Source organism: Streptomyces sp. NPDC029466, assembly GCF_055574515.1.
This window is the reverse complement of sequence record NZ_JBVHZH010000018.1, coordinates 23,117-49,341: the sequence shown is the minus strand read 5'-3', so window position 1 is coordinate 49,341 and position 26,225 is coordinate 23,117. Positions and strand designations below refer to the sequence as shown.

The 26,225-nt window shown below is 70.8% G+C and carries 28 protein-coding genes and 5 tRNA genes; 5 read left to right on the top strand and 28 right to left on the bottom strand.

The annotated features are described in order from the left end of the window. Window positions 1-74: 74 nt before the first annotated feature. The 8 genes from rnc to ACZ4XD_RS15985 all read right to left on the bottom strand — a co-directional run bounded on the left by rnc (window position 75) and on the right by ACZ4XD_RS15985 (window position 9,233). Window positions 75-881: a ribonuclease III gene (rnc, locus tag ACZ4XD_RS16020; protein ID WP_468042489.1), complete on the bottom strand. Its 807-nt coding sequence runs from the start codon at window positions 879-881 to the stop codon at window positions 75-77. 19 nt (window positions 882-900) lie between these two features. Next, window positions 901-1,074, bottom strand: a complete 174-nt coding sequence (gene rpmF, locus ACZ4XD_RS16015; protein WP_003951102.1) for a 50S ribosomal protein L32 — start codon at window positions 1,072-1,074, stop codon at window positions 901-903. Window positions 1,075-1,076: 2 nt separating this feature from the next. Further along, complete coding sequence (locus tag ACZ4XD_RS16010) at window positions 1,077-1,706, bottom strand: YceD family protein (protein ID WP_159471634.1); 630 nt, start codon at window positions 1,704-1,706, stop codon at window positions 1,077-1,079. Between the two features lie 168 nt (window positions 1,707-1,874). Continuing rightward, window positions 1,875-3,023 (bottom strand): ATP synthase F0 subunit B, encoded by a 1,149-nt coding sequence (locus tag ACZ4XD_RS16005; protein ID WP_468042486.1) that lies wholly within the window; start codon window positions 3,021-3,023, stop codon window positions 1,875-1,877. A gap of 131 nt (window positions 3,024-3,154) precedes the next feature. Further along, window positions 3,155-3,667 (bottom strand): pantetheine-phosphate adenylyltransferase, encoded by a 513-nt coding sequence (gene coaD, locus ACZ4XD_RS16000; RefSeq protein ID WP_468042484.1) that lies wholly within the window; start codon window positions 3,665-3,667, stop codon window positions 3,155-3,157. Further along, entirely contained in the window at window positions 3,664-4,263 is a 600-nt protein-coding gene (rsmD, locus tag ACZ4XD_RS15995; RefSeq protein ID WP_468042482.1) for a 16S rRNA (guanine(966)-N(2))-methyltransferase RsmD, read from the bottom strand. The genes coaD and rsmD overlap by 4 nt, the downstream gene beginning before the upstream one ends. A gap of 194 nt (window positions 4,264-4,457) precedes the next feature. After that, complete coding sequence (locus tag ACZ4XD_RS15990) at window positions 4,458-7,517, bottom strand: helicase-related protein (RefSeq protein WP_468042480.1); 3,060 nt, start codon at window positions 7,515-7,517, stop codon at window positions 4,458-4,460. A gap of 57 nt (window positions 7,518-7,574) precedes the next feature. After that, complete coding sequence (locus ACZ4XD_RS15985; RefSeq protein WP_468042478.1) at window positions 7,575-9,233, bottom strand: DAK2 domain-containing protein; 1,659 nt, start codon at window positions 9,231-9,233, stop codon at window positions 7,575-7,577. Between the two features lie 215 nt (window positions 9,234-9,448). Between ACZ4XD_RS15985 and rpmB the strand changes: the two genes are divergently transcribed. After that, a complete protein-coding gene (gene rpmB, locus ACZ4XD_RS15980) occupies window positions 9,449-9,634 on the top strand; it encodes a 50S ribosomal protein L28 (RefSeq protein WP_006602870.1) in 186 nt (61 codons plus the stop codon). A gap of 122 nt (window positions 9,635-9,756) precedes the next feature. On the opposite strand, the gene thiD is transcribed toward rpmB, so the two are convergent. Both thiD and ACZ4XD_RS15970 read right to left on the bottom strand, forming a co-directional pair. After that, a complete protein-coding gene (gene thiD, locus ACZ4XD_RS15975) occupies window positions 9,757-10,572 on the bottom strand; it encodes a bifunctional hydroxymethylpyrimidine kinase/phosphomethylpyrimidine kinase (protein WP_468042476.1) in 816 nt (271 codons plus the stop codon). A 73-nt stretch (window positions 10,573-10,645) separates the two neighbouring features. Next, on the bottom strand, window positions 10,646-11,614 hold the full coding sequence (locus tag ACZ4XD_RS15970) for a thiamine-phosphate kinase (RefSeq protein WP_042149279.1): 969 nt from the start codon (window positions 11,612-11,614) through the stop codon (window positions 10,646-10,648). Window positions 11,615-11,772: 158 nt separating this feature from the next. Between ACZ4XD_RS15970 and ACZ4XD_RS15965 the strand changes: the two genes are divergently transcribed. Together ACZ4XD_RS15965 and ACZ4XD_RS15960 are read left to right on the top strand one after the other, a co-directional pair. Then, window positions 11,773-12,006 carry an Lrp/AsnC ligand binding domain-containing protein gene (locus ACZ4XD_RS15965; RefSeq protein ID WP_235464431.1) on the top strand — a complete coding sequence of 78 codons (234 nt, stop codon included), beginning with the start codon at window positions 11,773-11,775 and terminating at the stop codon, window positions 12,004-12,006. A gap of 20 nt (window positions 12,007-12,026) precedes the next feature. After that, window positions 12,027-12,506, top strand: a complete 480-nt coding sequence (locus ACZ4XD_RS15960; protein ID WP_468042474.1) for a DUF3515 domain-containing protein — start codon at window positions 12,027-12,029, stop codon at window positions 12,504-12,506. Window positions 12,507-12,573: 67 nt separating this feature from the next. Here the strand turns inward: ACZ4XD_RS15960 and ACZ4XD_RS15955 are convergent, their stop codons facing one another. From ACZ4XD_RS15955 to ACZ4XD_RS15945, 3 genes are all read right to left on the bottom strand, one after another. Further along, complete coding sequence (locus ACZ4XD_RS15955) at window positions 12,574-13,710, bottom strand: D-alanine--D-alanine ligase family protein (protein WP_432142078.1); 1,137 nt, start codon at window positions 13,708-13,710, stop codon at window positions 12,574-12,576. Between the two features lie 131 nt (window positions 13,711-13,841). Further along, window positions 13,842-14,843, bottom strand: a complete 1,002-nt coding sequence (locus ACZ4XD_RS15950; protein WP_042149267.1) for an NAD(P)H-dependent glycerol-3-phosphate dehydrogenase — start codon at window positions 14,841-14,843, stop codon at window positions 13,842-13,844. Then, window positions 14,840-15,706 (bottom strand): lysophospholipid acyltransferase family protein, encoded by an 867-nt coding sequence (locus ACZ4XD_RS15945; RefSeq protein WP_468042471.1) that lies wholly within the window; start codon window positions 15,704-15,706, stop codon window positions 14,840-14,842. The genes ACZ4XD_RS15950 and ACZ4XD_RS15945 overlap by 4 nt, the downstream gene beginning before the upstream one ends. Window positions 15,707-15,837: 131 nt before the next feature. On the opposite strand from ACZ4XD_RS15945, the gene cofC reads away from it, so the two are divergent. Beyond that, complete coding sequence (gene cofC, locus ACZ4XD_RS15940; RefSeq protein WP_468042469.1) at window positions 15,838-16,560, top strand: 2-phospho-L-lactate guanylyltransferase; 723 nt, start codon at window positions 15,838-15,840, stop codon at window positions 16,558-16,560. Here cofC and ACZ4XD_RS15935 read toward each other — a convergent pair. From ACZ4XD_RS15935 to leuC, 5 genes are all read right to left on the bottom strand, one after another. Next, entirely contained in the window at window positions 16,541-16,744 is a 204-nt protein-coding gene (locus tag ACZ4XD_RS15935) for a hypothetical protein (protein WP_468042467.1), read from the bottom strand. The genes cofC and ACZ4XD_RS15935 overlap by 20 nt on opposite strands. Before the next feature lie 156 nt (window positions 16,745-16,900). Beyond that, window positions 16,901-17,551 (bottom strand): HU family DNA-binding protein, encoded by a 651-nt coding sequence (locus tag ACZ4XD_RS15930; RefSeq protein WP_085925187.1) that lies wholly within the window; start codon window positions 17,549-17,551, stop codon window positions 16,901-16,903. 125 nt (window positions 17,552-17,676) lie between these two features. Further along, on the bottom strand, window positions 17,677-17,922 hold the full coding sequence (locus ACZ4XD_RS15925) for an SCO5555 family protein (protein WP_042149253.1): 246 nt from the start codon (window positions 17,920-17,922) through the stop codon (window positions 17,677-17,679). Between the two features lie 136 nt (window positions 17,923-18,058). Then, window positions 18,059-18,652, bottom strand: a complete 594-nt coding sequence (gene leuD / locus ACZ4XD_RS15920; RefSeq protein WP_388185434.1) for a 3-isopropylmalate dehydratase small subunit — start codon at window positions 18,650-18,652, stop codon at window positions 18,059-18,061. Between the two features lie 3 nt (window positions 18,653-18,655). Next, window positions 18,656-20,086 (bottom strand): 3-isopropylmalate dehydratase large subunit, encoded by a 1,431-nt coding sequence (gene leuC, locus ACZ4XD_RS15915; RefSeq protein ID WP_468042464.1) that lies wholly within the window; start codon window positions 20,084-20,086, stop codon window positions 18,656-18,658. A 175-nt stretch (window positions 20,087-20,261) separates the two neighbouring features. Here leuC and ndgR point away from each other — a divergent pair, with 175 nt between their 5' ends. Then, the gene (ndgR, locus tag ACZ4XD_RS15910; protein ID WP_026169203.1) at window positions 20,262-20,978 is read left to right on the top strand and encodes an IclR family transcriptional regulator NdgR; all 717 of its coding nucleotides are present in this window, start codon (window positions 20,262-20,264) and stop codon (window positions 20,976-20,978) included. 186 nt (window positions 20,979-21,164) lie between these two features. Here ndgR and ACZ4XD_RS15905 read toward each other — a convergent pair whose 3' ends face one another. From ACZ4XD_RS15905 to ACZ4XD_RS15860, 10 genes are all read right to left on the bottom strand, one after another. Further along, entirely contained in the window at window positions 21,165-21,647 is a 483-nt protein-coding gene (locus tag ACZ4XD_RS15905; RefSeq protein WP_468042461.1) for a DUF4188 domain-containing protein, read from the bottom strand. 331 nt (window positions 21,648-21,978) lie between these two features. Continuing rightward, window positions 21,979-22,051, bottom strand: a tRNA-Glu gene (locus tag ACZ4XD_RS15900). 41 nt (window positions 22,052-22,092) lie between these two features. Then, a tRNA-Gln gene (locus tag ACZ4XD_RS15895) sits at window positions 22,093-22,164 on the bottom strand. Window positions 22,165-22,180: 16 nt separating this feature from the next. Next, window positions 22,181-22,253, bottom strand: a tRNA-Glu gene (locus ACZ4XD_RS15890). An 89-nt stretch (window positions 22,254-22,342) separates the two neighbouring features. Continuing rightward, a tRNA-Glu gene (locus ACZ4XD_RS15885) sits at window positions 22,343-22,415 on the bottom strand. A 21-nt stretch (window positions 22,416-22,436) separates the two neighbouring features. Continuing rightward, a tRNA-Gln gene (locus tag ACZ4XD_RS15880) sits at window positions 22,437-22,508 on the bottom strand. 88 nt (window positions 22,509-22,596) lie between these two features. Continuing rightward, window positions 22,597-23,322 (bottom strand): HAD family hydrolase, encoded by a 726-nt coding sequence (locus ACZ4XD_RS15875; protein WP_468042459.1) that lies wholly within the window; start codon window positions 23,320-23,322, stop codon window positions 22,597-22,599. Between the two features lie 83 nt (window positions 23,323-23,405). Next, on the bottom strand, window positions 23,406-24,890 hold the full coding sequence (gene gltX / locus ACZ4XD_RS15870) for a glutamate--tRNA ligase (RefSeq protein ID WP_468042457.1): 1,485 nt from the start codon (window positions 24,888-24,890) through the stop codon (window positions 23,406-23,408). Further along, window positions 24,883-25,656, bottom strand: coding sequence for a fumarylacetoacetate hydrolase family protein (locus ACZ4XD_RS15865; protein ID WP_468042454.1), 774 nt, complete (start codon window positions 25,654-25,656; stop codon window positions 24,883-24,885). The genes gltX and ACZ4XD_RS15865 overlap by 8 nt, the downstream gene beginning before the upstream one ends. 81 nt (window positions 25,657-25,737) lie before the next feature. Then, complete coding sequence (locus tag ACZ4XD_RS15860) at window positions 25,738-25,920, bottom strand: hypothetical protein (RefSeq protein ID WP_468042452.1); 183 nt, start codon at window positions 25,918-25,920, stop codon at window positions 25,738-25,740. Window positions 25,921-26,225: the final 305 nt, after the last annotated feature.

The following is a 26,225-nucleotide window of genomic DNA, read 5'->3' as shown; positions in this document are numbered from 1 at the left end:
ACGGTGGGGTGAAAGACCTCTGACCCCGTCCGGAGCGACGCGCGGTCGCCCCGGACGGGGTCAGAGTCAGTGCTTCAGTGTGCCGACGACGAACCGTCGCCGGCGGCCGGAGCCGAGGAGGCCGCCTTGGCCGCCTCGTCCGCCGCGGCGCGAATCGCACGCCACGCGGACTCGGCCGCCTGCTGCTCGGCTTCCTTCTTGCTGCGGCCGGTGCCGGTGCCGTACGAGACACCACCGACGCGGGCGGCAGCAGTAAAGGTCTTCTCGTGATCGGGGCCGGTCTCGGTGACCAGGTACTCCGGAACGCCGAGGCCCTCGGTCGCGGTGAGTTCCTGGAGGCTGGTCTTCCAGTCCAGGCCCGCGCCCAGGCTGGAGGACTTCTCGATCAGCGGGTCGAAGAGCCGGTGCACCAGCTCGCCGGCCGCGTCGAGGCCCTGGTCGAGATAGACCGCGCCGATCACCGCTTCAAGGGTGTCGGCGAGGATGGAGGCCTTGTCCCGGCCGCCCGTACCCTCTTCGCCCCGTCCGAGGCGGATGAAGGCACCGAGGTCGAGGCCGCGGCCCACCTCGGCGAGCGCACGCGAGTTGACCACCGCGGCCCGGAGCTTGGCCAGCTGGCCTTCCGGGAGATCGGGGTGGATCCGGTACAGCGTGTCCGTGACCACCAGGCCGAGCACCGAGTCCCCGAGGAATTCGAGCCGCTCGTTGGTGGGCAGACCGCCGTTCTCGTATGCGTACGAGCGGTGCGTCAGCGCACGCACCAGAAGGGCGGACTCGAGCTGGTACCCGAGCCGCCCTTCCAGAAGCGTGTGCGACGAGGCTGTGTCCGCCGGAGTCGGTTCATCCCCGCGTTTGCGGGAAGTCGAATTGGCGTCTGACATGGAGCCTGTCACCAGCCGCTCAGACCTCGAGGACCTGGCGCTTGTTGTAGGTGCCGCAGCTCGGGCACGCGATGTGCTGCTGCTTCGGCTCGTGGCAGCGCTCGCACGCCACCAGGGTGGGGACCGCAGCCTTCCACTGCGACCGGCGGTGGCGCGTGTTGCTGCGCGACATCTTCCGCTTCGGAACAGCCACGGCTACTTCTCCTGCTTCTCGTCGACGCCCGCTTCGGCGCCGCCCATGTTGTCCTTCTCGCCGTCCTTGACGGTCCCGGCGAGTCCCTGCAGTGCCGCCCAACGGATGTCGACGGCGTCGTGGTGGTGGTCCGGGTCGTCCGCCAGCCGCACTCCGCAGTCGGAGCACAGGCCCGGGCAGTCGTCCTGGCACACCGGCTGCATCGGCAGTGCAAGCACCACCGCGTCTCGCAGCACGGGTTCGAGGTCGAACAGGTCGTCCTCGAGGAAGAGGGTGTCCTCCTCGTCCTCGGCGTCGTCGCCGGCGTCCTCATGGACCCGGGCATCGGCGTCGGGGTAGGCGAACATCTCCTGGAAGTCCGCGTCGAGCTCTCGCTCCAGCGGCTCCAGACACCTTACGCACTCCCCCTTGACGGTTGCACGGCCGGTGCCTGTGACAAGCACCCCGTCCATGACCGACTCCAGGCGGAGGTCGAGCTCGATCGGTGCGCCCTCGGGCACGCCGATGACCTCATTGCCGAGGTCCCGGGGAGCCTCGACGGAGCGGGAGACCCTCTTGAGCGCACCGGGACGCCGCCCCAGCTCGCGTGTGTCGAACACGAGAGGGGAACGGTGGTCGAGGCGGGCGTTGATGGCTTCCTGCTTTCTACGGGGTTTACGCGCCGCCCGTATTCCAGCAGTGCGGGATTCGGGCAGCAGAGATCGCGGACATACGCGCGACCGAAGAGCCAGGATACTGGACGGGCCCCGATAGGCCCAATCCGCTCCCGGCCGTCCCCCCGGTCCCGCGGGCGGCAGCGCCTACTGGCGCCCCTCCTCGTACGCCCGGAGCTGGTCCAGGTCGATCATGCTCGTGTCGAAGAGGCTGGTCTCGTCCAGCGCGCCCGGCCGGTCGGCGTGGCCGTGCGGGGCGTGCTGGGGCTGCGGGGGCACCTGCTGCTGGAGGTACGCGTGCGGGTCGTAGCCCTGCTGCTGGGCCTGCTGCTGGGCCTGCTGCTGCCAGTCGTAGCCGTACGCATTCTGCTGCTGGGGGTCCTGGGCGTAGGCCGCCTGCTGCGGCTGCTGATAGCCGTAGACGTCCTGCTGCGGGTACGCCGCGGGGTCGGTGTAGTAGCCCTGCTGCTGAAGCTGGGGCTGGAGGGGCTGCTGATGCTCCTGGGGCTGCTGCTGGGGTTGCGTCTGGGGCATCGGGGGCGCCTGGGGCGGCTGCGGGGACTGCTCGGCGCCGATGTCCGCCAGGCCGGCGAGGTAGTCGGCGTCGGCCTGCGGAGGGGCGGACTGCGGATCGCCCTGCGCCGCCAGGTGAATGGCCAGCTCATCGATCGCGCGGGCGCCCTGGAGCTTGTCGCGGCCCCGGCCGACGGCCTCCAGCGTCTTGGTCAGCACGGCCTGGAACGCCCCGAACTTGGCGTCCACATAGGCGTCGGCACGCTGCCTGAGGGTCTCCGGGTCGCCGCTGCGCTCCGGGGCCTCGGTGTCCTCGTAGCCCTGCTCGTCGAGCCCCGGGCCCCGGCCGAGCAGCTTCTCCCGGCCGCGGTCGACGGAACCGATGGTCTTGGTGAGCACGACCTCGAAGTTGGCGAGCTTGCTGTCGACGTAGTCGTCGGCCTCGGCGCGGATCTCCTCCGCCTCCCGGCGGGCCTCCGCCAGGATCCGGTCCGCCTCCTCCTGGGACTGCCGGGCGACCTCGGTGTCGGAGATCAGCGAGCCGCGCTGGGCGTGCGCGGTCTCGATGATCCGCTCCGCTTCCGCCCGCGCCTGCTCGACCATCTGCTCCCGCCCGCCGATCAGCTCCTGCGCCTGTGCGAGGGAGCCCGGCAGCGCCGCGCGCACCTCTTCCAGCATGGCGAGCAGCTCGGCGCGGTTGACCACGCACGAGGCCGACATGGGCATGGACCGGGCACCGCCGACGGTCGCGACGATGTCGTCGAGCTTCTTCTGCACGTCCACCTTGGACTCGCCACTCTCTGAAGGGTTTTGAACGACGGGAACGGGACGACTGTACGTCCACCGGCCCTCCGCCCGACACCGGCCGACGCACCGTCAGTCCGGCATCGCGCGCGGTGCGCCGGGGGCGCGGCTCAGCCCTTCTTCCGCAGGCGCTCGGTGAGGGCTTCGAGGACGAACGGCGGGACCAGGTGGGAGACATCGCCGCCCCAGGCGGCGACCTCCTTCACGAGGCTGGAGGAGAGGAAGCTGTAGGTCGGGTTGGTGGGGACGAAGAGCGTCTCCACACCGGACAGGCCGTTGTTCATCTGGGCCATCTGGAGCTCGTAGTCGAAGTCGCTGACGGCCCGCAGCCCCTTGACGATCGCGGGGATGTCACGCTGCTTGCAGAAGTCGACGAGCAGGCCGTGGAAGGCCTCGACCTCCACGTTGCCGTACTCGGCGGTGGCCCGGCGGATCAGGTCGATCCGCTCGTCGACCGTGAACAGCCCCTGCTTGGACTGGTTGATCATCACGGCGACATGGACCACGTCATACAGCTTGGAGGCACGGGCGATGATGTCCAGGTGCCCGTTGGTGATGGGGTCGAACGACCCCGGACAGACGGCGCGGCGCAACTCGGTCTCCTCGCTCTCCGGTCCGGTCATGACACGGCTGCTGACGTCGATTCGGCCGACGTCGAAGCGGCGCGACCGTACCAAAGCGTCCCCTCGCCGTAGCGACGGGCCTTGATCGCTTCAAATCCGTCCGGCCATGGGAACGTGCCGCCTCTGGTGCTGCGTTCCACGGTGACGAGTGCCTGCTCCGCAAACCAGCCCTGACCACGGAGTGTGAGCAGGATCTCGCAGAGTTGGGCGTCGGTGACCACGTAGGGCGGGTCCAGGAAGACGATGTCGTACGGCTCGCCCGGGGGCGGTGCCGCGGCGGTCTGCTCGGCCTTGCCGGTCCGGACCTCGACGCCGGGCAGGCCGACCGTACGGACGTTGTCCCGGATCGTGCGCACGGCGCGGGCATCGGCCTCCACCAGCAGGACATGCGCGGCGCCGCGGGAGAGCGCCTCCAGGCCGACCGCGCCGGATCCGCCGTACAGATCGAGGACCCGGGCACCGGCCAGCGGCCCGTCGAGCGACTCCCAGGTGGAGAACATGCCCTCGCGCGCCCGGTCGGAGGTGGGGCGGGTGCCGTTTCCCGGTGGTACGGCCAGGCGGCGGCCGCCGGCCGTACCGGCGATCACGCGGGTCATGGGCCCGTCCTTACGTTGCGCGTGGTCGGTCTGCTGAGGGGGAGCCGGGCAGGCTCCGCACCTCCACGATATTCCGTCAGCCGACGGCCGATGCCCGCCCGGAGCCTCCGGGGAGCGCGGCGGGCGGTGATCGATCTCACCCGCGGCGGGCCGGCGGACCCGTTCGCCGCGCCCTCCCTGCGCCGCGGCGGTGCTCATCCCTTATCCAGATACTGCTCCCGTTCGTCGTCCAGCAGGGCGGACAGGGCGATCCGCAGCTCCGGATATCCGGCCAGCTCGGGGTCGGCGGCGACGAGTTCGGTGGCCTCGTCGCGGGCGGCCGCGATCACTTCCTCGTCGTCGATGACCGCGAGCATCCGCAGTGAGGAGCGGACGCCGGACTGCGCCTGGCCGAGGACATCGCCCTCACGGCGCTGTTCCAGATCGATACGGGAGAGTTCGAAGCCGTCGAGGGTGCCGGCGACGGCGGCGAGCCGGGCGCGGGCGGGGCTGGCCTCGGGCATCTCGCTGACCAGCAGGCACAGGCCGGGGGCCGCGCCACGGCCGACCCGGCCGCGCAGCTGGTGCAGCTGGGAGACGCCGAAGCGGTCCGCGTCCATGATCACCATGGCGGTGGCGTTCGGGACGTTCACACCCACCTCGATGACGGTCGTCGCGACCAGCACATCCAGCTCACCGGCCGCGAACCGGCGCATCACGTCGTCCTTGTCGTCCGGCGCCATCCGGCCGTGCAGCACCGCCACCCGCAGGCCGTCGAGCGGGCCGGTGGTGAGCTGGTCGGCGATGTCGAGCACCGCGAGCGGCGGCCGCTTCTCCGCCACGTCCTCCGGTGACGGTGAACTCGCCTTGGCCGCCGCGCCCTTGGAGCCGGACGCGCCCTTCTTCGCTCCCTTGGGCGTGTCCTCCTCGTCGCCGATCCGGGGGCAGACCACATAGCCCTGGTGCCCGGCCGCCACCTCTTCGCGGACCCGCTCCCAGGCGCGCGCCAGGAAATGCGGCTTGTCCTTGGCGGGCACCACATGGCTGGCGATCGGCGAGCGTCCGGCGGGGAGCTGGTCCAGGACGGAGGTCTCCAGATCGCCGAAGACGGTCATGGCGACCGTGCGCGGAATCGGGGTCGCCGTCATCACCAGCAGATGCGGTGGCTGTTTGCCCTTGCCGCGCAGGGCGTCCCGCTGCTCGACGCCGAAGCGGTGCTGTTCGTCGACGACGACCAGCCCCAGGTCGTGGAACTGCACCTTGTCCTCGATCAGGGCATGGGTGCCGACGACGATGCCTGCCTCGCCGGTGACCAGATCGAGCAGCGCCTGGCGGCGGGCGGCGGCACCCATGGAGCCGGTCAGCAGCACCACCTTGGTGCCGCGCTCCGCGCCGCCGAGCATCCCGCCCTCGGCCAGCTCCCCCATCATCTCGGTGATCGAGCGGTGGTGCTGCTGGGCCAGGACCTCGGTCGGCGCCAGCATCGCGGCCTGGCCGCCGCTGTCGACCACACCGAGCATGGCGCGCAGCGCGACCATGGTGTTGTGCGTGACGGTGAAGTGGTCGGTCACATAGGCGTGGTCGGGGTGCGCGACGCTGATGCACTGGACGGGTTTGCGGCCGACGTACTCGATGGCCTCGATGGTGCGGCGGAAGCCGGCGCCGTCCTCCGGGTGTCCGTCCGACCCGTCCGACCCACCCGGCACCGCCCGCTCGGGGGCCCGGTCGCGGAAGAGCGGATACGCCTCCGGCAGCGCCACCAGGACGTCGTACGCACCGTCCCGTACGGGGCGGAGCCGGGCACGGCCGCCCAGGGAACGCACCAGCCAGGCGAGGTCACCGGCCAGGGGAGCGGCCGCCGCGCGGTACATCGCGGCGCCCCCCGCGGGCTGCCCCCCGGCGTCCATCAGGCCCTGCACCACGGCCAGCCGGTCCTTGAGGGGGGCGTTGCGGCAGGCGTCCGGGACCCGGTCCGCCGGGCGGGCGGCGCCGTCGTCACCGAGCGCCCTCCCCACCTCGTAGGGGTCGAGCGGCCGGGCCTCGCCACCGTCCAGATCCACCGGGGTCGCCGGAGCGATGGACCACCGGGGCCGGCCGTCGGCGCCCAGCAGATCGCCGCGCAGCTCGCGCGTGGTCAGGACCCGCTCCGGGTCGGTGCCGTCCCCGACGATCCACAGATGCTCGTCGTCGCACTCGACGGTGCTCCCGTCGGACAGCACCAGCCGCCACACCTCCCGCTCCCCCTGCGGGAAGACGCCGTCCACCACGGCGAGGTCGCCGCTGGGCACCACCACTTCGGTGCCGACGGCCATCTCCCCCATGGGGCGGAAGCCGCGCGGCGTCAGTACCAGGGCGTCCAGGGGCTGCGCCTTGCCCGAGCCCACCTCGCCCTGGAGGAGGCGGTGCATGGGGTGCTCGGTCGCCAGGTCGTCGAAGATCTCCCGGCTGACCTTCTGCTGGCCGTCGGTGAGCGTGAAGGGCAGCTTGGCGTCGAACGCGTCGAGGATGCCGTCCTTGACCAACCGCCTTGCCACCGCCGGGAGTTGGGTCTCGGCGCGGCGGCGCCGGGCCAGCGCCACCTGGAGGACGAACGCCTCGTCCCACTTCAGCCGGGACCGCGCATCGGCGATATCGGCCTTGGTGGCCGGCCTATGGATCTTCAGCAGCGCCTCGGTGAGCGGGACGAGGGCCCGGCCGTCGCGCAGCGCCTCCGGCAGCGGGTCGACGGCGTCCTGCGCGCTGGGCAGCACCGCGTCGACCGCCTTGGCGATCTTCCAGGACGCCATCTGCTGGCAGGCCGGGTAGATCGGCATGAGCTGGTTGGCGAAGGCGCTGACGGCGTCATCCCCGTCGTCGGCCGTGCGGTCGAGGAGCTCGTATTCGGGGTGCGCGAGCTGGAGTTTGTGATTGAAGACAGAGACCTTGCCGGCGAACATCGCGCGGCGCCCCGGGAGCAGGTCCTTGTGGGGCTTGTGAATGCCCTTGCCGAAGAAGACCAGCCGGAGCCGGCCGCTGCCGTCGGTGAGCGTCACTTCGAGGCGCTGGCCCCGGCCGCCGTTGAATTTCAGCACCCGGGCGTCCGCGACCTGCGCGACGACCGTGACGTGCTCGTCCAGCGGGAGGTCGGCGAGGCGGGTCAGTTCGCCGCGCTCCGCATAGCGGCGCGGATAGTGGTGCAACAGGTCGCCGACCGTATGCAGGTCGAGATGCTCGGCCAGCACCTTCGCGGTGGTGCCACCGAGGATTTTCTTCAGGGGTTCGTCGAGCGCTGCCACGCATCCATTGCACACCACGCCTGTGACAATCGCGGTGCACTCACCGGTCCGGTGCGCTCACTCCACGCCGATGAGCAGCGGCGCCGCGCGCTGGCCGCCGTCGTAGACGACGGTGTCCACGGCGAGATGGCGCGCGCGGACATGCCGCTCCAGCCGCTCGGCGAGCCCGTCGGGCGCGTCCGCGCCGAGGACCAGGGTGACCATCTCGCCGCCCGCGGACAGCATCCGGTCGAGCACGGCCGTCGCGATGCGGGTGAGATCGGAGCCGATCACCACGACATCGCCGTCGATCAGGCCGAGCACGTCCCCGGCCTGGCAGACCCCGGCCATCGTCCACGACTGCCGCTCGGCGATGGCCAGCTCGGCGTAGCGGGTGGCGCCGGCGGCCGCGGTCATCGCGACCACGTCCTCGTCGAAGCTGCGCCCCGGTTCGTGGACGGCCAGCGCCGCGATGCCCTGGACGGCGGAGCGGGTGGGGATGAGCGCGACCCGTACGCCTTCGGTGCGGGCCTGTTCGGCGGCGGCCGCCGCGGTGTGCCGCAGGTCGGCGTCGTTCGGCAGCAGCATCACCTCGCGGGCGCGGGCCTGCCGGATCGCCTGCACCAGTTCGCCGCTGGCGGGCGGCTCTCCGGGCCGTACGGCGACCGGTGTCGCACCGGCCTGCGCGCACAGCCCGGCGAGCCCGTCGCCCGTTACCACCGCGACCACGGCCCGCGCCGTCATGGCGGGCTCCTTGGCGCGGGTGACGCCGCCGAAGTGCGTGATGCGGACGCGGTACGGACGGCCCGCCTCGATGCCGGCCTCCACCGCGGCGCCCGCGTCGTCGACATGGACATGGACGTTCCACAGGCCGTCGCCGCCGACCACCACCAGGGAGTCGCCGAGCCCGTCGAGGCGGGTCCGCAGCCGCGCCACCGCCGCGTCCTCGGCCTCCAGCAGGTAGATCACTTCGAAGGCGGGCCCCTCCGGGTCGCCGCGGCCGTCCGTGGCCGCCCGCGCCGCGACCGCGCAGCCGGCCGCCTCGGGGAGCGGGGCGTCGGCCCGTACGGCGACCGGGGTCGCCGAGACCTCCCCGGACAGCGCGTCGGCGAGCGCCCCCAGCAGCGCGACCAGGCCGCAGCCGCCGGCGTCGACCACACCGGCCCGGCCGAGGACCGCGAGCTGCCCCGGGGTGGCCTGGAGCGCGGTGCGGGCGCCCTCGTGGGCGGCGCGGGCGACCTCGGCCGCCCCGGCCCCGTCAGCCCGCTCCGCGGCGTCGGCGGCGGCGGTCGCGACCGTCAGGACGGTGCCCTCCACGGGGTGGGCGACGGCCTCGTACGTCGATGCCGCGGCCCGGCGCAGCGCCTGCCGCAGCGCGTCGGCCGAACCGTCGCCGGCCGCCAGCACCTCCGTCATCCCGCGCAGCAGCTGGGCCACGATCGTGCCGGAGTTGCCGCGCGCCCCGATGAGCGCGCCGTGGGCCATGGCGCCGATGGCGTCGGCGAGGCAGGGAGCGGTGCCGGCCGAGGTGTGCCCGTCGAAGGCGGCCTCGACCGCGCGGGCGGCCGATTCGAGCGTCAGATAGAGGTTGGTGCCGGTGTCGCCGTCGGCCACCGGGTAGACGTTGATGGCGTCGATCCGCTCGCGTTCCCGGCCGAGCGCCTCCAGAGCCAGCCCGCACCAGGAGCGGACCGCGGCGGCGTCGAGCGGGTACGGCACGTCGTCCTCCTGGGTCACGGGATGCACCGCACAGTAGCCGCGCTCCGGCAGGGCGGCCGGGGCGGGGGGCCGGGGGGTGCGTGGTAGTTTCGTTCTACGGGAGCGGTCGTTGTATGCTGCTCCGGTTGCCCGATGAGAATCGGGCCATTCCTCTCCTGACGGTGCCGGTCGGGCAATGCACTCGGCTCGTCGGGATTTCACCGTAAGTGCATCTGAAGTCTTTGGAGTGACCCGTGGCTGCCAACTGCGACGTCTGCGGCAAGGGGCCGGGCTTCGGCAAGAGTGTCTCGCACTCGCATCGCCGCACCAACCGTCGTTGGAACCCCAACATCCAGACGGTGCGTGCAGTGATCGGGCGCACGCCGAAGAAGCTGAACGCCTGCACCTCGTGCATCAAGGCCGGCAAGGTCTCGCGCTGACGTCTTAGCCGTAGCGCAGCCCAGCCGGTTGCTTGTGAAGCCGGTCCACCTCCGGGTGGGCCGGCTTTTGCCGTTCCCGGGGACGGGTGCGATCCCGGGAACGGCCGCACCCGGGAAGCCGGTCAGTGCGCGCCGCGCAGGCGCCAGCCGTGGTCGACGGGGCCGATGCCCGCGCCGAGCCGGAAGCCGGCCGCGAGGGCGCCGGTGACGTAGTCCTTCGCCGCCATGGCGGCCTGCGGGACGGTGTCCCCCTTGGCGAGCTGCGCGGCCAGCGCGCTGGCGAGGGTGCAGCCGGTGCCGTGGGTGTGCCGGTTGTCGTGCCGGGGCGCGCGCAGCCAGTGCTCCTCGGTGCCGTCGGTGAGCAGATCGACGGCGCTGTCGCCGGGCCCGTCGCCGGCCGTCAGATGGCCGCCCTTGATGAGCGCCCAGCGCGGCCCGAAGTCCAGGATCGCGGCGGCCGCCCGCCGCATATCGGCCTCCCCCTCGACCCGTAGGCCGGTCAGCTGGGCGACCTCGTCCAGGTTGGGGGTGGCGACGGTGGCCGTCGGCAGCAGGGCGCCGCGGACCGCGTCCAGCGCACTGGCGGCGAGCAGCGCATCGCCGTGCTTGGAGACCCCTACGGGGTCGATGACGACCGGGACCCGGAGGCCGGCGAGCAGTTCGGCGACGGTTTCGACGAGTTCGGCCGAGGAGAGCATGCCGGTCTTCACCGCCTGCACGCCGATGTCGTCGACGACGCTGCGGAACTGGGCCCGTACGGCCTCGGTGGGCAGCTCCCACGCGCCCTGCACGCCCAGGGAGTTCTGCGCGGTGACGGCGGTGACCACGCTCATGCCGTGGGTGCCGAGCGCCAGCATCGTCTTCAGGTCGGCCTGGATGCCCGCGCCGCCGCCGGAGTCGGAGCCGGCGACGGTCAGGACGCGTGGAGGTATGCGCATGCCGCCGAATCTACTCGGCGGCACCCCGCGGTCCCGCGGGCGCCCGGACCGGGCCGCCCGTATCCCGCACGCACTAGTCGGCGTCCCCGTTGTCACCGAAGTGGTCCCAGCCGGCCTTCACCCACGGGGCGCCGTCCACCGTCACCTGGGGCAGCGCGGAGGGGTGGAGCACCTCGCCGATGACCTTCCACCGGGCGGGCAGCTTCACGTCGGGCGGGAAGGTGGCCACGATCGCGTGATCTTCACCGCCGTTGAGCACCCACTGCATCGGGTCCACGCCGACGGCGGTGCCGATGTCGGACATCTGCGTGGGGATGTCGATGCCCGCTGACCGCAGATCGATCCGGACCTTGCTGGCCTCGGCGATGTGCCCGAGGTCGGCGACCAGCCCGTCGCTGACGTCGGTCATGGCGGTGGCGCCGAGTCCGGCCGCCGCGGGGCCCGCGTGGTACGGCGGCTCGGGGCGGCGGTGGGCCTCCACGAAGGCGCGCGGGGAACGGAAACCGCGGGAGAGGACGGCGTGCCCGGCGGCGGACCAGCCGAGCCAGCCGGTCACCGCGACCACGTCACCGGGCTGGGCACCGGCCCGGGTGACCGGCTCCTGGTTGCGCAGATCGCCGAGCGCGGTGATGGCGACGGTGATGGTCTCGCCGCGTACGACGTCCCCGCCCACCACCGCGGCGCCCGCCACCTGGCATTCGTCGCGCAGCCCGTCCATCAGCTCGGTCGGCCAGGTCGCGGGGAGGTCCGCGGGGACGACCAGGCCGAGCAGGATCGCGGTGGGCACCGCGCCCATCGCCGCGATGTCGGCGAGGTTCTGCGCGGCGGCCTTGCGGCCGACGTCGTAGGCGGTGGACCAGTCGCGCCTGAAGTGCCGGCCTTCCAGGAGGATGTCGGTGCTGGCGACCACCCTCCGGTCCGGCGCGGTGACCACCGCGGCGTCGTCACCCGGCCCGATCCGTACGGCCGGAGTGGAGGTGAGCCGGGAGGTGAGCTCCCTGATCAGCCCGAACTCCCCCAGCTCGCCCACGGTGCCCTTCATGCTGTTGCCCTTCCCATGTGTACGGACGGTCCGTACGTGGCTGACGACTGTGCCGCACTTGCCGAGTTCACCGCGCGGGTCTCCCCGCTCCGCACGGTGACGCGGTACCGTGGCGTCCCTTCTTCCCACATGATCCTCGTAGCCGCCCTGGAGGTTCCGTGGTACAGGCCTACATCCTGATCCAGACCGAGGTCGGCAAGGCCTCGGCGGTAGCTGAGGTGATCTCCAAGATCCACGGCGTGCTGCAGGCCGAGGACGTGACCGGGCCCTATGACGTCATCGTGCGCGCCGAGGCCGGCACCGTCGACGAGCTGGGCCGCATGGTGGTCGCGAAGGTCCAGCAAGTGGAAGGCATCACCCGCACCCTTACCTGCCCGGTCGTGCATCTCTAGCTCCCCGTATCCTCGGCCGGGTGATCTCTGCGCGCCGCCGGCACCTGGCCCTGCCCGCGCTCACCGTGCTGTTCGCCGCGGTGAGCTGTTCCCCTTCCGAGGACGTGGCCGTCCCCTCCCCCAAGGGTGCGGCTGCGCGGTACTGCACGGCGCTCCACGGGAAGTTGCCGCAGACCGTGGACGGGCTGAAGCGGGCCACCGCCGAGCCGGTCTCCGACTTCACTGCCATGTGGGGCGATCCTGCCGTGAAACTGCGCTGCGGGGTACCGAAGCCCGACGTCCTGACGCACGGGAGTGAACATTACAACCCCTACGCCGACGCGGCGGAAGTCAACGGGGTCCGATGGCTCTTCGAGAAGCAGGACGACGGATATCGCTTCACGACCGTGCTGCGCAAGGCCTATGTCGAGGTGACCGTGCCGGGGAAGTACGCCCCCGAGGTCGATGCGCTCACCGACCTCGCGGGCGCCGTGAAGAAGACCGTTCCCGTAGGGGTCTAAGGGGTGTGGGCGTCCGGCGTCCGGTCCGCCGGGGCAGGCCGGAACCGGCCCCGGGAACCGGCCCGGCTCAGCGCAGTCCCGTGGAGCGGTGCAGCGCGGCCTGGAGCAGCCGGTCGATCAGCTCCGGGTAGCTCACTCCGCTCTCCTGCCACATCCGCGGGTACATCGAGATGGGCGTGAATCCGGGCAGCGTGTTGATCTCGTTGATCACGAACTCGCCGTTGTCCTGGAGGAAGAAGTCCGCGCGCACCAGGCCCTCGCAGGACGCCGCGTCGAAGGCCGCGACCGCCAGTTCCTGGACCTTCGCGGTCTGCTCGGCGGTCAGCGGCGCCGGCACGATCCCGTCGGCCGAGTCGATGTACTTGGCCTCGAAGTCGTAGAAGTCGTGCGCGGTGACCGGCGGGATCTCGGCCGGCACGCTGGCCCGCGGGCCGTCCTCGAACTCCAGCACCCCGCACTCGATCTCGCGGCCGCGCAGCAGCGACTCCACGAGGATCTTGGGGTCGTGCCGGCGGGCCTCCTCGATCGCCTCGTCCAGGCCGCCGAGGTCGTCGACCTTGGTGATGCCCATGGACGAGCCGGCCCGCGCGGGCTTCACGAAGAGCGGCCAGCCGTGCTCGGCGGCGAAGTCCACGATCTTCCGGCGGGCGGCCGCCGGATCGTTTTCCCACTCCCGCGGGCGGATGACCTCGTACGGGCCGACCGGCAGCCCGAAGGAGGTGAACACCCGCTTCATGTAGTCCTTGTCCTGGCCGACGGCGGAGGCGAGCACGCCCGAACCGACGTAGGGCACGCCGGAGAGCTCCAGCAGACCCTGGAGGGTGCCGTCCTCCCCGTAGGGGCCGTGCAGGACGGGGAAGACGACGTCGACCTCGCCGAGCGCCTTGGGCACCGAGCCCGGCTCGCTGTAGACGACCTCGCGGTTGGTCGGGTCGACGGGGAGCACCACGGCGCCCTCGGCGGACTCGGTGAGCGCGGCCACGGTGGGCAGCTGCCGGTCCGCGATGGCCATCCGCTCGGGGTCGTCGGCGGTCAGCGCCCAGCGGCCGTCCGTGGTGATGCCGATGGGCAGCACGTCGTACTTCTCGCGGTCGATGGCGCGCAGCACGGCGCCGGCCGTGAGCACGGAGATGGCGTGCTCGGAGCTGCGGCCGCCGAACACGACGGCGACGCGGGGCTTGTGGTGGGAGGTCTCGCTGCTCATATCGGGTTGAGGGTACCTGCTGACCGGCACGGAGTCAGTGCTGCGGCGGCCGTTGGTGGCGTCGTGCCCGGGCACCGTGGGTGACGGGCACCCGGGCGAACGGCGCCGGACCGCCACATTCCGTACCGTTTTCAGTGCCGCTCGGACTTGGCGCTGCGCGACATCAGGTCCTTGAGGGCGACCATCGGCGGCTTGCCCTCGTGGACGATCTCCACGACCGTCTCGGTGAGCGGCATGTCGACACCGTGCCTGCGGGCCAGATCCAGCACGGATTCGCAGGACTTGACGCCCTCGGCGGTCTGCTTGGTGACCGCGATGGTCTCCTGGAGCGTCATCCCCCGGCCGAGGTTGGTGCCGAAGGTGTTGTTGCGCGACAGCGGCGAGGAGCAGGTGGCGACCAGGTCGCCCATACCGGCCAGGCCGGCGAAGGTGTGCGCGTCGGCTCCCATGGCGAGGCCGAGCCGGGTGGTCTCGGCGAGACCGCGGGTGATCAGCGACGCCTTGGCGTTGTCGCCCAGGCCCATCCCGGTGGCGATGCCGACGGCGAGCGCGATGACGTTCTTGACCGCGCCGCCCAGTTCACAGCCCACCACGTCGGTGTTGGTGTACGGGCGGAAGTACGAGGTGTGGCAGGCGGCCTGGAAGCGCCGGGCGACCGCCTCGTCGGCGCAGGCCACGACCGCGGTGGCGGGCTGCCTCGCTGCGACCTCCTTGGCGAGGTTGGGGCCGGTCAGCACCGCGACCCGCTCCGCGGGCACCTTGGCGACCTCCTCGATGACCTCGCTCATGCGCTTGGCCGTGCCCAGTTCGACGCCCTTCATCAGGGAGACCAGGACCGTGTCGGCGGGCAGCAGGGGCGCCCATTCGGCGAGATTGCCGCGCAGCGTCTGGGCGGGGACGGCCAGCACGGCGAACTCCGCACCGCGCGCCGCTTCCGCCGGGTCGGTGGTGGCCCGTACGGACGCGGGCAGCTCGACCCCCGGCAGGTAGTCGGGGTTCGTACGGCCGCTGTTGATGGCGTCGACCAGGGCCGCGCGGCGCCCCCACAGGGTCACCTCACATCCCGCGTCGGCGAGCACCATCGCGAAGGCGGTGCCCCAGGACCCCGTGCCGTAGACGGCGCAGCGCGTCACTTGCTTTCATCCTCCTGTGCCTGCTGGGTGCTTCGGGCCTGCTGCGGGCCGACGGCCGGTTCGGTGGCGGCGGCCGGTTCGTCGGGGGCCGGGGCCGTTCCGGCGCCCTGGGTGGCCTTGGCGACTGCCCGGGCGGCGCGGCGCTCCCGGGCGATCGCCTTGCGCCAGTCGTAGGGTTCGGCCGGCGCGGGCTCACCGCGGACGACGGCCAGCTGCTCGGTGATCGCGGTCATGATGACGTCGGTGGCGGCCCGCAGCACCTCGGCGGTCGGTTCCCGGTCGTAGAAGGCGCTCAGGTCGACCGGCGGTCCCGCCTGCACCCGCAGCGTCTTGCGCGGGAGGAGCCGGAGCTTCTTCTCCTTGGCGTACGGCGGCATCGCGTCGTTGGCGCCCCACTGCGCGACGGGAATGACCGGCGCCTTCGTCAGCAGCGCCACCCGCGCGGCACCCGTCTTGCCCTGCATGGGCCACAGGTCGGGGTCGCGGGTGAGGGTGCCCTCGGGGTAGAAGGCGACGCATTCGCCCTTCTCGATGGCGGTGACGGCGGCGCGGAACGCGTTGGCGGCGTCGGTGGTTTCCCGGTAGACGGGGATCTGTCCGGTGCCGCGCATCATCAGGCCGACAAAGCCGCTCTTGAAGAGTCCGGCCTTGGCGAGGAATCGGGGGACGCGCCCGGTGTTGTACTGATAGTGCGCATAGGAGAGCGGATCGAGATACGAGTTGTGGTTGACCGCGGTGATAAATCCGCCGTCGGCCGGAATGTGCTCCATTCCCTGCCAGTCCCGCTTGAACAGAACCAGGAGCGGCGGTTTGCAGATGACCGCGGCCAAGCGGTACCAGAAGCCGATTCTGCGGCGGGACACTGGGACACCCTCCTTGTGGGACCTGCGAAGCTGCTGCGGGCCGGCAGCCGCACAAGTGTCGCCCCAGGTACCCGCTATGTCGAGGACACCGTAACCCCGACGCTCCCGGAGAGCGGCGGCGGCAGGTGAGAATGACGCCGATGCGACGAGACGGAGCGGATGTGGGCTGGAGCCTGGTGGTGCCGCTGAAGCCGCTGGTGCGGGCCAAGAGCAGGCTCTCCCGGGCCGCGGGCGAGGAGTTCCGGCCCCGGCTGGCCCTGGCGTTCGCCCTCGACACCGTGACAGCGGCGCTGGCCTGCGAGAACGTCCGGGATGTGGCGGTTGTCACGGATGACCGGCTGGCCGCTGAGCGGCTGGCGGCGCTGGGCGCGCGGATCGTGCCCGACACACCGGCCCGCGGGCTCAACGCGGCGCTGGCCCATGGAGCGGGCGTGGTCCGGGCGCGTCGTCCGGGCGCGCCGGTCGCCGCGCTGAACGCCGATCTGCCCGCGCTGCGCCCCGCCGAGCTGGAACTGGTGCTCCATTCCGCTTCGCAATTTCCCCGTGCATTTCTCGCGGATGCGGCGGATATCGGGACAACACTTCTGACCGCGACTTCCGGCCGGGAATTGGAACCGGCATTCGGAGGCGCGTCGCGGGCCCGTCACCTGGCGTCCGGAGCGCGGGAGATCACCGGAGCGAAGGCCCCGTCGGTACGCCGGGACGTGGACACCGGCGAGGATCTGCTGGCCGCGCTGGCGCTGGGCGTGGGCCCGCACACGGCGCTCCAGGCGCCGCGGCTCGTGGCGGGGGCGGCCGCGCCGGAGGGGTCGAAGCGGCTGCCGCCGCCGCAGGTCAGAGCGTCTGGAGCGTGATCAGGACGATCCTGCGGTCGTCCCCTGCGCCGGTGAGCTCGATCCGGACCCGCTGACCGGGCCGCAGCAGCAGCAGGCCGCCGGCGTCGAAGGCCGCCGCGTCGAAGGGGAGCGGGGTGCCGTCGTCCAGCAGCACACTGCCGGAGCGGGTCTCGGAGTCGTACGTATACGCGGTGGCCTGCATGGGAGAGAGCCTAGACGAGGAGGTCCCGGGCCCCTTCGGCCGCCCGTAGGGCCAGCGGAAAGGCCCTGCGACCCCTGGCCGGCCGGTGCCGGACGCACCGCGGGCCGGGCTCCCCGAAGGGAGACCGGCCCCACGCGTGGCGTCGCCGCTGCCGAATTACCGCTTGCGGGCGGTGGTCTTCTTGGCGGTGGTCTTGCGTGCCGTGGCCTTCTTCGCGGGGGCCTTCTTCGCCGTCGTCTTCTTCGCGGGCGCGGTCTTCTTCGCCGTCGCCTTCTTCGCGGTGGTCTTCTTCGCCGTGGTCTTCTTGGCGGCGGCCTTCGTGGCGGGAGCCTTCTTCGCCGTCGTCTTCTTCGCGGTGGTCTTCTTCGCCGCGGTGGTCTTCTTCGCCGCTGCCTTCTTCGCCGTCGTCTTCTTGGCGGCGGCCTTCTTGGCGGTGGCCTTCTTCGCGGCAGCCTTCTTGATGGCGGCACCGCCGGTGAGGCTGCCCTTGGGCGCCTTCTTGACGGAGACCTCGCCACCCTTGGGGAGCTTCTTCGAGCCGCTCACCAGGTCCTTGAAGCCCTGACCGGCGCGGAAGCGCGGCACCGAGGTCTTCTTGACCCGCACGCGCTCACCCGTCTGCGGGTTGCGGGCGTAGCGGGCCGGGCGGTCAACCTTCTCGAACGAGCCGAATCCGGTGACCGAAACACGGTCGCCGGAGACAACTGAACGGACGATTGCGTCCAGTACGGCGTCCACCGCGTCCGCGGCGTTCTGGCGGCCGCCGAGCTTGTCGGCAATGGCTTCTACGAGCTGCGCCTTGTTCACGTCTTCCCCTTCGGAGACATTGCTGGAACGAAAGTTTCCAAGCTTTTTCGCACGTTAGGCAGATATATACCGCAAATCAAACACGAAACGGGCTAATCACCCTTGTGCCGCAACGAACTCGACCTTCACGGACTTCCGTCCGCGTGCACATCTTCGGGATAACGACCTTCGTCGAGGTCAGCCATGAAGCACTCCAGACGCCTTGCCGCGTCCGCAAGATCGTGTTTAGCCGCGGCCGTGATGACGAGCAGCTTCCGGGTCAGCGCCATCCGTACGCCCTCCGGGACTTGCAGTGTCCGCACTCTTGTATGTGCGTCCTTGAGCCGGTCGGCGACGAGACCGTAGAGCTCGAGTTGGTCGTCGCGTTCCATGCGCTAATTGTGCCATCTGCGGCGAGTTGTCGCTTCACGGGGCCTCAACAGCCGCCTCGACACGACGATGCGCCCCCTGCCAACTGCACAGGGGGCGCATCGTACGCAATATAGCTTTGAGCCATAAAACCCGAGGTCAGACCTCGATGGTACGCGGCTTGAACGACGGCCGGTTCGCCTCGTACTCCACGATGGAGGACTCCTCCCGAAGGGTGAGACTGATGTCGTCCAGCCCCTCCAGCAGGCGCCAACGGGCGTTCTCGTCCAGCTCGAAGTCGGCGGTGACACCCTCGGCACGCACCTGCCTGCCGACCAGGTCCACCGTCACCTCGGCGGCCGGGTCGTTCTCCAGCAGCGTCTGGAGCCGGTCGACGGTCTCCTGCGGCAGCACCACCGTCAGCAGCCCGTTCTTGAGGGAGTTGCCCCGGAAGATGTCCGCGAAGCGCGAGGAGATGACGGCCTTGAAGCCGTAGTTCTGCAGCGCCCAGACGGCGTGCTCACGCGAGGAGCCGGTACCGAAGTCGGGGCCGGCGACCAGCACCGTGGCGCCCTTGTACTGCTCCTGGTTGAGGACGAACTGCGGGTCCTTGCGCCAGGCCTCGAACAGCCCGTCCTCGAAGCCGTCGCGGGTGACCTTCTTCAGCCAGTGGGCCGGGATGATCTGGTCGGTGTCGACGTTGCTGCGGCGCAGCGGGACGGCCCGGCCGGTGTGGGTGGTGAAAGCTTCCATGGTTCAGACTCCCGCGGGCGTGGCGACGGCGACGTCGGACAGATCGGCCGGTGAGGCCAGATGGCCGAGAACCGCCGTTGCGGCGGCGACCTGCGGCGAGACCAGGTGCGTACGACCGCCCTTGCCCTGCCGGCCCTCGAAGTTGCGGTTGGAGGTGGACGCGGAGCGCTCACCGGGCGCCAGCTGGTCGGGGTTCATACCCAGACACATCGAGCAGCCCGCGTGCCGCCATTCGGCGCCCGCCGCGGTGAAGACCTTGTCCAGACCCTCGGCGACGGCCTCCAGGGAGACCCGGACCGAGCCGGGGACGATCAGCATCCGTACGCCGTCGGCGACCTTGCGGCCTTCCAGGATCCCGGCCGCGGACCGCAGGTCCTCGATACGGCCGTTGGTGCACGAACCTACGAAGACGGTGTCCACCTTGATGTCCCGCAGCGGCTGACCCGCCGTCAACCCCATGTACTCCAGGGCCTTTTCGGCGGCGAAGCGCTCCGAGGCGTCCTCGTACGAAGCCGGGTCGGGGACGCTCGCCGAAAGCGGCGCGCCCTGGCCGGGGTTGGTGCCCCAGGTGACGAACGGCGCGAGCGCGGAGGCGTCGATGTGCACCTCGGCGTCGAAGACCGCGTCGTCGTCGGTGCGCAGCGTCTTCCAGTACTCGACCGCCGCGTCCCAGTCCGCGCCCTGCGGGGAGTGGTCGCGGCCGCGCAGGTAGGCGAAGGTGGTCTCGTCCGGGGCGATCATGCCGGCCCGGGCACCCGCCTCGATCGACATGTTGCAGATGGTCATCCGGGCTTCCATCGACAGCTTCTCGATGGCCGAACCGCGGTATTCCAGGACGTAGCCCTGGCCGCCGCCGGTGCCGATCCGGGCGATGATCGCCAGGATCAGGTCCTTGGCGGTGACGCCGTCCGGCAGCTCACCGTCGACGGTGATCGCCATGGTCTTGAAGGGGGCCAGCGGCAGCGTCTGGGTGGCCAGCACATGCTCGACCTGGCTGGTGCCGATGCCGAACGCCAGCGCGCCGAAGGCGCCGTGGGTGGAGGTGTGGCTGTCACCGCAGACCACGGTGGTGCCGGGCTGGGTCAGTCCCAACTGCGGTCCCACGACGTGGACAACGCCCTGCTCGACATCGCCCAGCGGGTGCAGCCGGACCCCGAACTCCGCGCAGTTCTTGCGCAGCGTCTCCAGCTGGGTGCGGGAGACCGGGTCGGCGATCGGCTTGTCGATGTCGAGGGTCGGGGTGTTGTGATCCTCGGTGGCGATGGTCAGGTCCGTCCGGCGCACCTGGCGGCCGGCCTTGCGGAGGCCGTCGAACGCCTGCGGGCTGGTGACCTCGTGCAGCAGGTGCAGATCGATGAAGAGGAGGTCGGGCTCGCCTTCCGCGCGCCGGACGACATGGTCGTCCCAGACCTTCTCCGCGAGTGTCCGTCCCATCGCTTTCCCTCCGACCGGCCGCATTGCCGGCCTTTCCTCGTCCGTGCGCGATGCCCGCAGAAATCCCCTTGCCGGGCCGTACGCCGGGCCCTGGTCGAGGGCCACACCTACAGATTGACGACTTCCCTGGAAAATTGAACTTGCGTTTCACAGTGTGAGACGCGAGTATCGTTGCATGGACAACTCTAGCGGCGTCGGCGTTCTCGACAAGGCAGCTCTGGTTTTGAGTGCCCTGGAGTCCGGTCCGGCCACCCTCGCCGGGCTGGTCGCGGCGACAGGGCTCGCACGACCCACGGCCCACCGGCTGGCCGTGGCACTGGAACACCACCGGATGGTGGCGAGGGACATGCAGGGCCGGTTCATCCTGGGCCCGCGGCTCTCCGAGCTGGCCGCGGCGGCCGGTGAGGACCGCCTGCTGGCCACGGCGGGCCCGGTACTCACCCACCTGCGCGATGTGACCGGCGAGAGCGCCCAGCTCTATCGCCGGCAGGGCGATATGCGGATCTGCGTGGCGGCGGCCGAGCGGCTGTCCGGACTGCGGGACACCGTCCCGGTCGGCTCCACGCTGCCCATGAAGGCGGGCTCGGCCGCCCAGATCCTGATGGCCTGGGAGGAGCCCGAGCGACTGCACCGCGGCCTCCAGGGTGCGCGCTTCACGGCCACCGCGCTGTCCGGCGTACGGCGCCGGGGCTGGGCCCAGTCGATCGGCGAGCGCGAGCCGGGCGTGGCCTCGGTCTCCGCCCCCGTGCGCGGCCCCTCGAACCGCGTGGTGGCCGCCGTATCGGTCTCCGGTCCGATCGAGCGGCTGACCCGCCACCCGGGCCGGATGCACGCCCAGGCGGTCATCGACGCGGCAGCCCGCCTTTCCGAGGGCCTGCGGCGCACCGGCTGAGCACCCCGTTACGGGGCGGGGCAGGGCAGGGACCGCCGTCGGCTGCGGTCGCGACGCCGAAAAAGACCGCGCACCGGCCGAGCACCCCGCTACGGGACAAGCCGGGGCAGGGGCCGCCGTCGGCCGCGGTCACGACGCGAAGGGGCGGCCCCGTGCAGACACTCCACACAGGGCCGCCCCACGCGCTCAGGCCGCCATCCGGTCCGCGGCCCGCTCCCCGCGGCGGCCGACCGGCACCGTCCCCAGGGCCTCCCCCAGCCCGTACGCCGGCATATTGACGTAGATGCTCTCGTACGAGCCCGCCGGGACGGCATAGGTCTCGTGCCAGAAGCCGACCTTGTTCCGCCCCTCCCGCACCCGCCGGTTGAACGCCGCCCAGGCCGGGCGGTGCTCGCCGCCCTGGTCCGCGGCGTAGGCGAACAGCTTCTCCTTCGAGTCCCAGTACTGGAGGACGGCGAAGTGCCTCGGCAGTCCGGGCAGCAGCCGGTAGCCGATCATCCCGCTGTCCGGATCCCGGGCCAGCTCCTTGATCATGCGCGGCATGGCGAGGAACACCGGCAGCCAACTGCGCACCGCACGCCAGCTGTTGAAGCGCATCCCGATGAGGAAGACCACCACCTCCCGGTCACCGTCCGCCGTCATCCGCCCCTGTACCGGCTTGCCGCTCATGGCAGCCCCCTTCCGACATCGGATAGCGTCGCTATCCACCTTTAGATAGTGACACTCCCCAATCGGAGGCGCAAGGGGTGGGCGACCGGCGGAGCCGAGCGAGCGCAGCGGGGGGCGACGGCCATGATCAGGAACTACCTGCGCGAGGGACTGCCGCCACCGGGACCGCAGGATCACCGCACCCGCTCCGTGGGCGAAGGGGGACATCCGCACCAGCCCCGGCCGGCTCGGGTGTTGTGAACAAGGCCGGGCGGCGCCCAACCGGCGCCATGCGCACGGCAGTTGACACGAAAAGGCCCCCCGCATGATGCGGGGGGCCTTCTCCGTCTTGTACCCCCGACCGGATTCGAACCGGCGCTACCGCCTTGAGAGGGCGGCGTGCTAGGCCGCTACACAACGGGGGCAAGTCTTCTTGCAGTTGGGAGCTTCACGAGGATGCTCCGCGCTGGGCTACCAGGACTCGAACCTAGACTAAATGAACCAGAATCACTCGTGCTGCCAATTACACCATAGCCCATGGTGGTTTAGACCAGTACCCCCGACCGGATTCGAACCGGCGCTACCGCCTTGAGAGGGCGGCGTGCTAGGCCGCTACACAACGGGGGCCCTAGCGATCCCCACCCGGCGGAAGCCGGATGTTTGTCTCCGTGAGTGACAGTGGGTGCGACCCGGACTGTCTCCCTGGGAAGGATCTGTACCCCCGACCGGATTCGAACCGGCGCTACTGCCTTGAGAGGGCAGCGTGCTAGGCCGCTACACAACGGGGGCTTTGCAGATAAGCTCTGCGAGCTGGCCTACCAGGACTCGAACCTAGACTAACTGAACCAGAATCAGTCGTGCTGCCAATTACACCATAGGCCATCAAAGCGCAACCCCCCGTGGGGGGTCTTATTTTGACTGCGCCTCCCGGCCGGGCCTCTCGGCCCTCTCGGGCGGCGCAGGAAGAACATTACCTGATCGTGGACGGCGCACCAAAACCGATAACTCCGCGCAACAGCTCGGGGAGCTCCGCCAGGCTCGCGATCCGACGCACCCCCGCGGGCAGCTCCTCGCCGGTGCCCGCACGGTCCAGCCATACGGCCGTCAGCCCGGCGTCCCGGGCGCCCAGCGCGTCGATGTCGAGCTTGTCGCCGATGTACACGACCTCGGCGGGAGTTAGGCCGAGCGCCTGACAGGCGCCGGTGAACGCCTCCGCGGCGGGCTTGGCGCACCCCAGCTCGTCGGAGCAGAAGACCGCCTCGAAGCAGGTACGGATCCCCAGGGCGGCCAGCTTGCGCTCCTGGTTGGCGGTGGTGGCGTTGGACAGCACCGCCTGCCGTACCAAGGGGGCCAGGGCCGCCAGTGCGGGCGCGGAGTCCGGGAAGAGGGTCCAGGACGCCTCGTAGTGCGCGATGTACCGGCCGAACCAGGCGTCCGCCTCGGTGTCGGAGAGCGGGGTCCCCAGGAACGTCCGGGCCCGGCCTCTGCGGTGATCGAGAAAGCCCACCTCGCCGGCGAGGAAGCGGGCGAACTCGGTCTCCATGGCCGTCCGCCAGCGCTCCAGGGCCGCTTCCTCGCCGCCGTACGCGTCGAGGAGGCCCTCGGTCCGCAGGTGCCGCAGGACACCGGCCCGGTCCGATCCGGTGTAGTCGAAGAGGGTGTCGTCGAGGTCCCACAGGACGGCGCGGAGGGGCATACCGGCAATCTAGCGAAGGGGTCCGGATACGCCAGGGGCCCGGACACCGTGCGGTGTCCGGGCCCCTTCAGGCGGTCGCGGGATCAGCCGGCCAGCTTGGCCAGGGCCGCGTCGATGCGCTGGAGGGTGCGCTCCTTGCCCAGGATCTCCAGGGACTCGAAGAGCGGCAGGCCGACCGTGCGGCCGGTGACGGCCACCCGGACCGGGGCCTGGGCCTTGCCGAGCTTGAGGCCGTGCTCCTCACCGGCGGCCAGGACGGCCTCCTTGAGGGGCTCGGGGCCGGCGGTCCAGTCGGCGGCGTCCAGCTTGGCGCGGGCGGTGGTCAGCAGCGCCACCGGGTCGCCCTTGCCCATGGCCTTGGTCCAGGACGCCTCGTCCTCGACCGGCTCCTTGCGGAAGAGGAAGTCGACATTGGCGGTGATGTCGGAGAGGACCGTCAGGCGGGTCTGGGCGTGCGGGGCGATGGCGCGCCAGGCGGCCTCGTCGAAGTCCTCGGGGGCCCAGTTGGCGTGCGGGGCCGTCAGCCAGGGCTCGCAGGCCGTGATGAAGGACTCCAGGTCCAGGCGCCGGATGTGGTCGGCGTTGATCGCCTCGGCCTTCTTCAGGTCGAAGCGGGCCGGGTTGGCGTTGACGTCCGCGATGTCGAACTTCTCGATCAGCTCCTGCACCGAGAAGAGGTCCTGGTCGGCGGAGAAGGACCAGCCGAGCAGCGCGAGGTAGTTGAGCAGGCCCTCGGGGAGGAAGCCGCGCTCGCGGTAGAGGTTGAGGTTGGCCTGCGGGTCGCGCTTGGAGAGCTTCTTGTTGCCCTCGCCCATGACGTACGGGAGGTGGCCGAAGGCCGGGATCTCCTTGGCCACGCCCAGCTCGATCAGGGCCTTGTAGAGGGCGATCTGGCGGGGGGTGGAGGAGAGCAGGTCCTCGCCGCGCAGGACGTGGGTGATCCCCATCAGGGCGTCGTCGACCGGGTTGACCAGGGTGTACAGCGGGGCGCCGTTGGCGCGGACGATGCCGTAGTCCGGGACGTTCTCCGGGGTGAAGGTCAGCTCGCCGCGCACCAGGTCGGTGAAGGTGATCGGCGCGTCGGGCATCCGGAAGCGGACGATGGAGGTCCGGCCCTCGGCGTCGTAGGCGGCCTTCTGCTCGGCGGTCAGCTCGCGGCAGGTGCCGTCGTAGCCGGAGGGCTTGCCGGCCTTGCGGGCGGCGTCACGGCGCTCGTCGAGCTCTTCGGTGGTGCAGTAGCAGTGGTAGGCGTGGCCGGCGGCGAGGAGCTTGTCGGCGAGGTCCTTGTAGAGGTCCATGCGCTGCGACTGGCGGTACGGCGCGTGCGGGCCGCCGACCTCGGGGCCCTCGTCCCAGTCGAAGCCCAGCCAGTGGAACGACTCCAGCAGCTGGTTGTAGGACTCTTCGGAGTCGCGGGCCGCGTCGGTGTCCTCGATCCGGAAGACCAGGGTGCCCTTGTTGTGCCGTGCGTAGGCCCAGTTGAACAGGGCGGTACGGATCAGGCCGACATGGGGGTTACCGGTCGGGGAGGGACAGAAACGGACGCGGACGGGGGTCGCGTTAGCCACGCTTGATCACCTTGTTGGTGAGAGTGCCGATGCCTTCGATGGTGACGGCGACCTCGTCGCCGACGTTGAGGGGGCCGACCCCGGCCGGGGTGCCCGTGAGGATGACGTCGCCGGGGAGCAGGGTCATGGCCTCGGTGATGTGGACGATCAGGTCCTCCACCGGGCGGACCATGTCGCTGGTGCGGCCGAGCTGGCGCTGTTCGCCGTTGACCGTGCACTGGATGGCGAGGCCGGCGGCGATGTCGGCGGGGTCCAGCCCGGTCTCGACCCAGGGGCCGAGCGGGCAGGAGCTGTCGAAGCCCTTGGCCCGCGCCCACTGGTTCTCGCGCTGCTGCACATCGCGGGCGGTGACGTCGTTGGCGCAGGTGTAGCCGAGGATCACGTCCTTGACGCGCTCGCGGGGCACCTCACGGCACATCCGGCCGATGACGACGGCGAGCTCCGCCTCGTGGTGCACCTCCTGGGAGAAGGAGGGGTACGCGATGGGGTCGCCGGGGCCGATCACCGAGGTGGACGGCTTGAAGAAGGTGACCGGGACGTCCGGGACGGCGTGGCCCAGCTCGGCGGCGTGTTCGGCGTAGTTGCGGCCGATCGCGACGACCTTGTTGGGGAGGACCGGCGGCAGCAGCCGGACCTTGTCGAGGGGGACCTTTTGGCCCGAGCGCTCGAATTCCGCGAAGGGATGCCCCTTGATGACGTCGAGTTCGCCGTCTTCGAGGACGCCGAAGCCGACGTTGCCGTCGATGGAGAATCTTGCGATGCGCACGGGTTGCCGTTGCCCCTCATTGATCACTGGCCGGAGTTGACACTCCAGGCTATCGCGGGGCTGCTGCCGGTCCGCCGCTGATTACGCCGGGACGACCTGCTCGGGGGCGGTCATCAGGACCGTACGGCGGGGGTTGGCGGTCTGAGCCGGCAGCTCGACGGTGTGCTCCGGGGCCTCGGTGCCGAGCTCCTCGGCGTCGGTGAGGTGGGCCAGGGTGGTGCGCCGCGGGTTGGCTATGTTGCGGAACATCATCGTCGTCTTCACTGCTGCATGCCTCGCGTCATCGAAGTCGGGAAAGGGCTTGCGGAAAGCTGCCTTGTCATTCTCGGCAACTGTGTAAAGCGTCAGGCTAAGCGCGCTATTCCCTGCGATGTGCCGGGGGACTCAATGATCTTCCTGTGAGTTTGCTCACGAAGTGTGTGACAAATGCCGCATTTCCCATGATCAACAACCCTGGGCGAATCGGACAATGGCGGAGTGAAGTGCACGTTCCGCTCCCGATCACCGCACCTGGGACAGCCTTGAGGGGCGGCCGACTCGCGGATAAAAGTCCGTTATCGACGGTGGAA

Coding starts and splice junctions, on each gene's coding strand:
- rnc (WP_468042489.1), bottom strand. CDS start 881: ATGTCAGACGCCAATTCGACTTCCCGCAAACGCGGGGATGAACCGACT.
- coaD (WP_468042484.1), bottom strand. CDS start 3,667: ATGACCGGACCGGAGAGCGAGGAGACCGAGTTGCGCCGCGCCGTCTGT.
- rsmD (WP_468042482.1), bottom strand. CDS start 4,263: ATGACCCGCGTGATCGCCGGTACGGCCGGCGGCCGCCGCCTGGCCGTA.
- thiD (WP_468042476.1), bottom strand. CDS start 10,572: ATGCGCATACCTCCACGCGTCCTGACCGTCGCCGGCTCCGACTCCGGC.
- ACZ4XD_RS15970 (WP_042149279.1), bottom strand. CDS start 11,614: ATGAAGGGCACCGTGGGCGAGCTGGGGGAGTTCGGGCTGATCAGGGAG.
- ACZ4XD_RS15955 (WP_432142078.1), bottom strand. CDS start 13,710: ATGAGCAGCGAGACCTCCCACCACAAGCCCCGCGTCGCCGTCGTGTTC.
- cofC (WP_468042469.1), top strand. CDS start 15,838: ATGACGCCGATGCGACGAGACGGAGCGGATGTGGGCTGGAGCCTGGTG.
- ACZ4XD_RS15935 (WP_468042467.1), bottom strand. CDS start 16,744: ATGCAGGCCACCGCGTATACGTACGACTCCGAGACCCGCTCCGGCAGT.
- ACZ4XD_RS15925 (WP_042149253.1), bottom strand. CDS start 17,922: ATGGAACGCGACGACCAACTCGAGCTCTACGGTCTCGTCGCCGACCGG.
- leuD (WP_388185434.1), bottom strand. CDS start 18,652: ATGGAAGCTTTCACCACCCACACCGGCCGGGCCGTCCCGCTGCGCCGC.
- leuC (WP_468042464.1), bottom strand. CDS start 20,086: ATGGGACGGACACTCGCGGAGAAGGTCTGGGACGACCATGTCGTCCGG.
- ndgR (WP_026169203.1), top strand. CDS start 20,262: ATGGACAACTCTAGCGGCGTCGGCGTTCTCGACAAGGCAGCTCTGGTT.
- ACZ4XD_RS15905 (WP_468042461.1), bottom strand. CDS start 21,647: ATGAGCGGCAAGCCGGTACAGGGGCGGATGACGGCGGACGGTGACCGG.
- ACZ4XD_RS15875 (WP_468042459.1), bottom strand. CDS start 23,322: ATGCCCCTCCGCGCCGTCCTGTGGGACCTCGACGACACCCTCTTCGAC.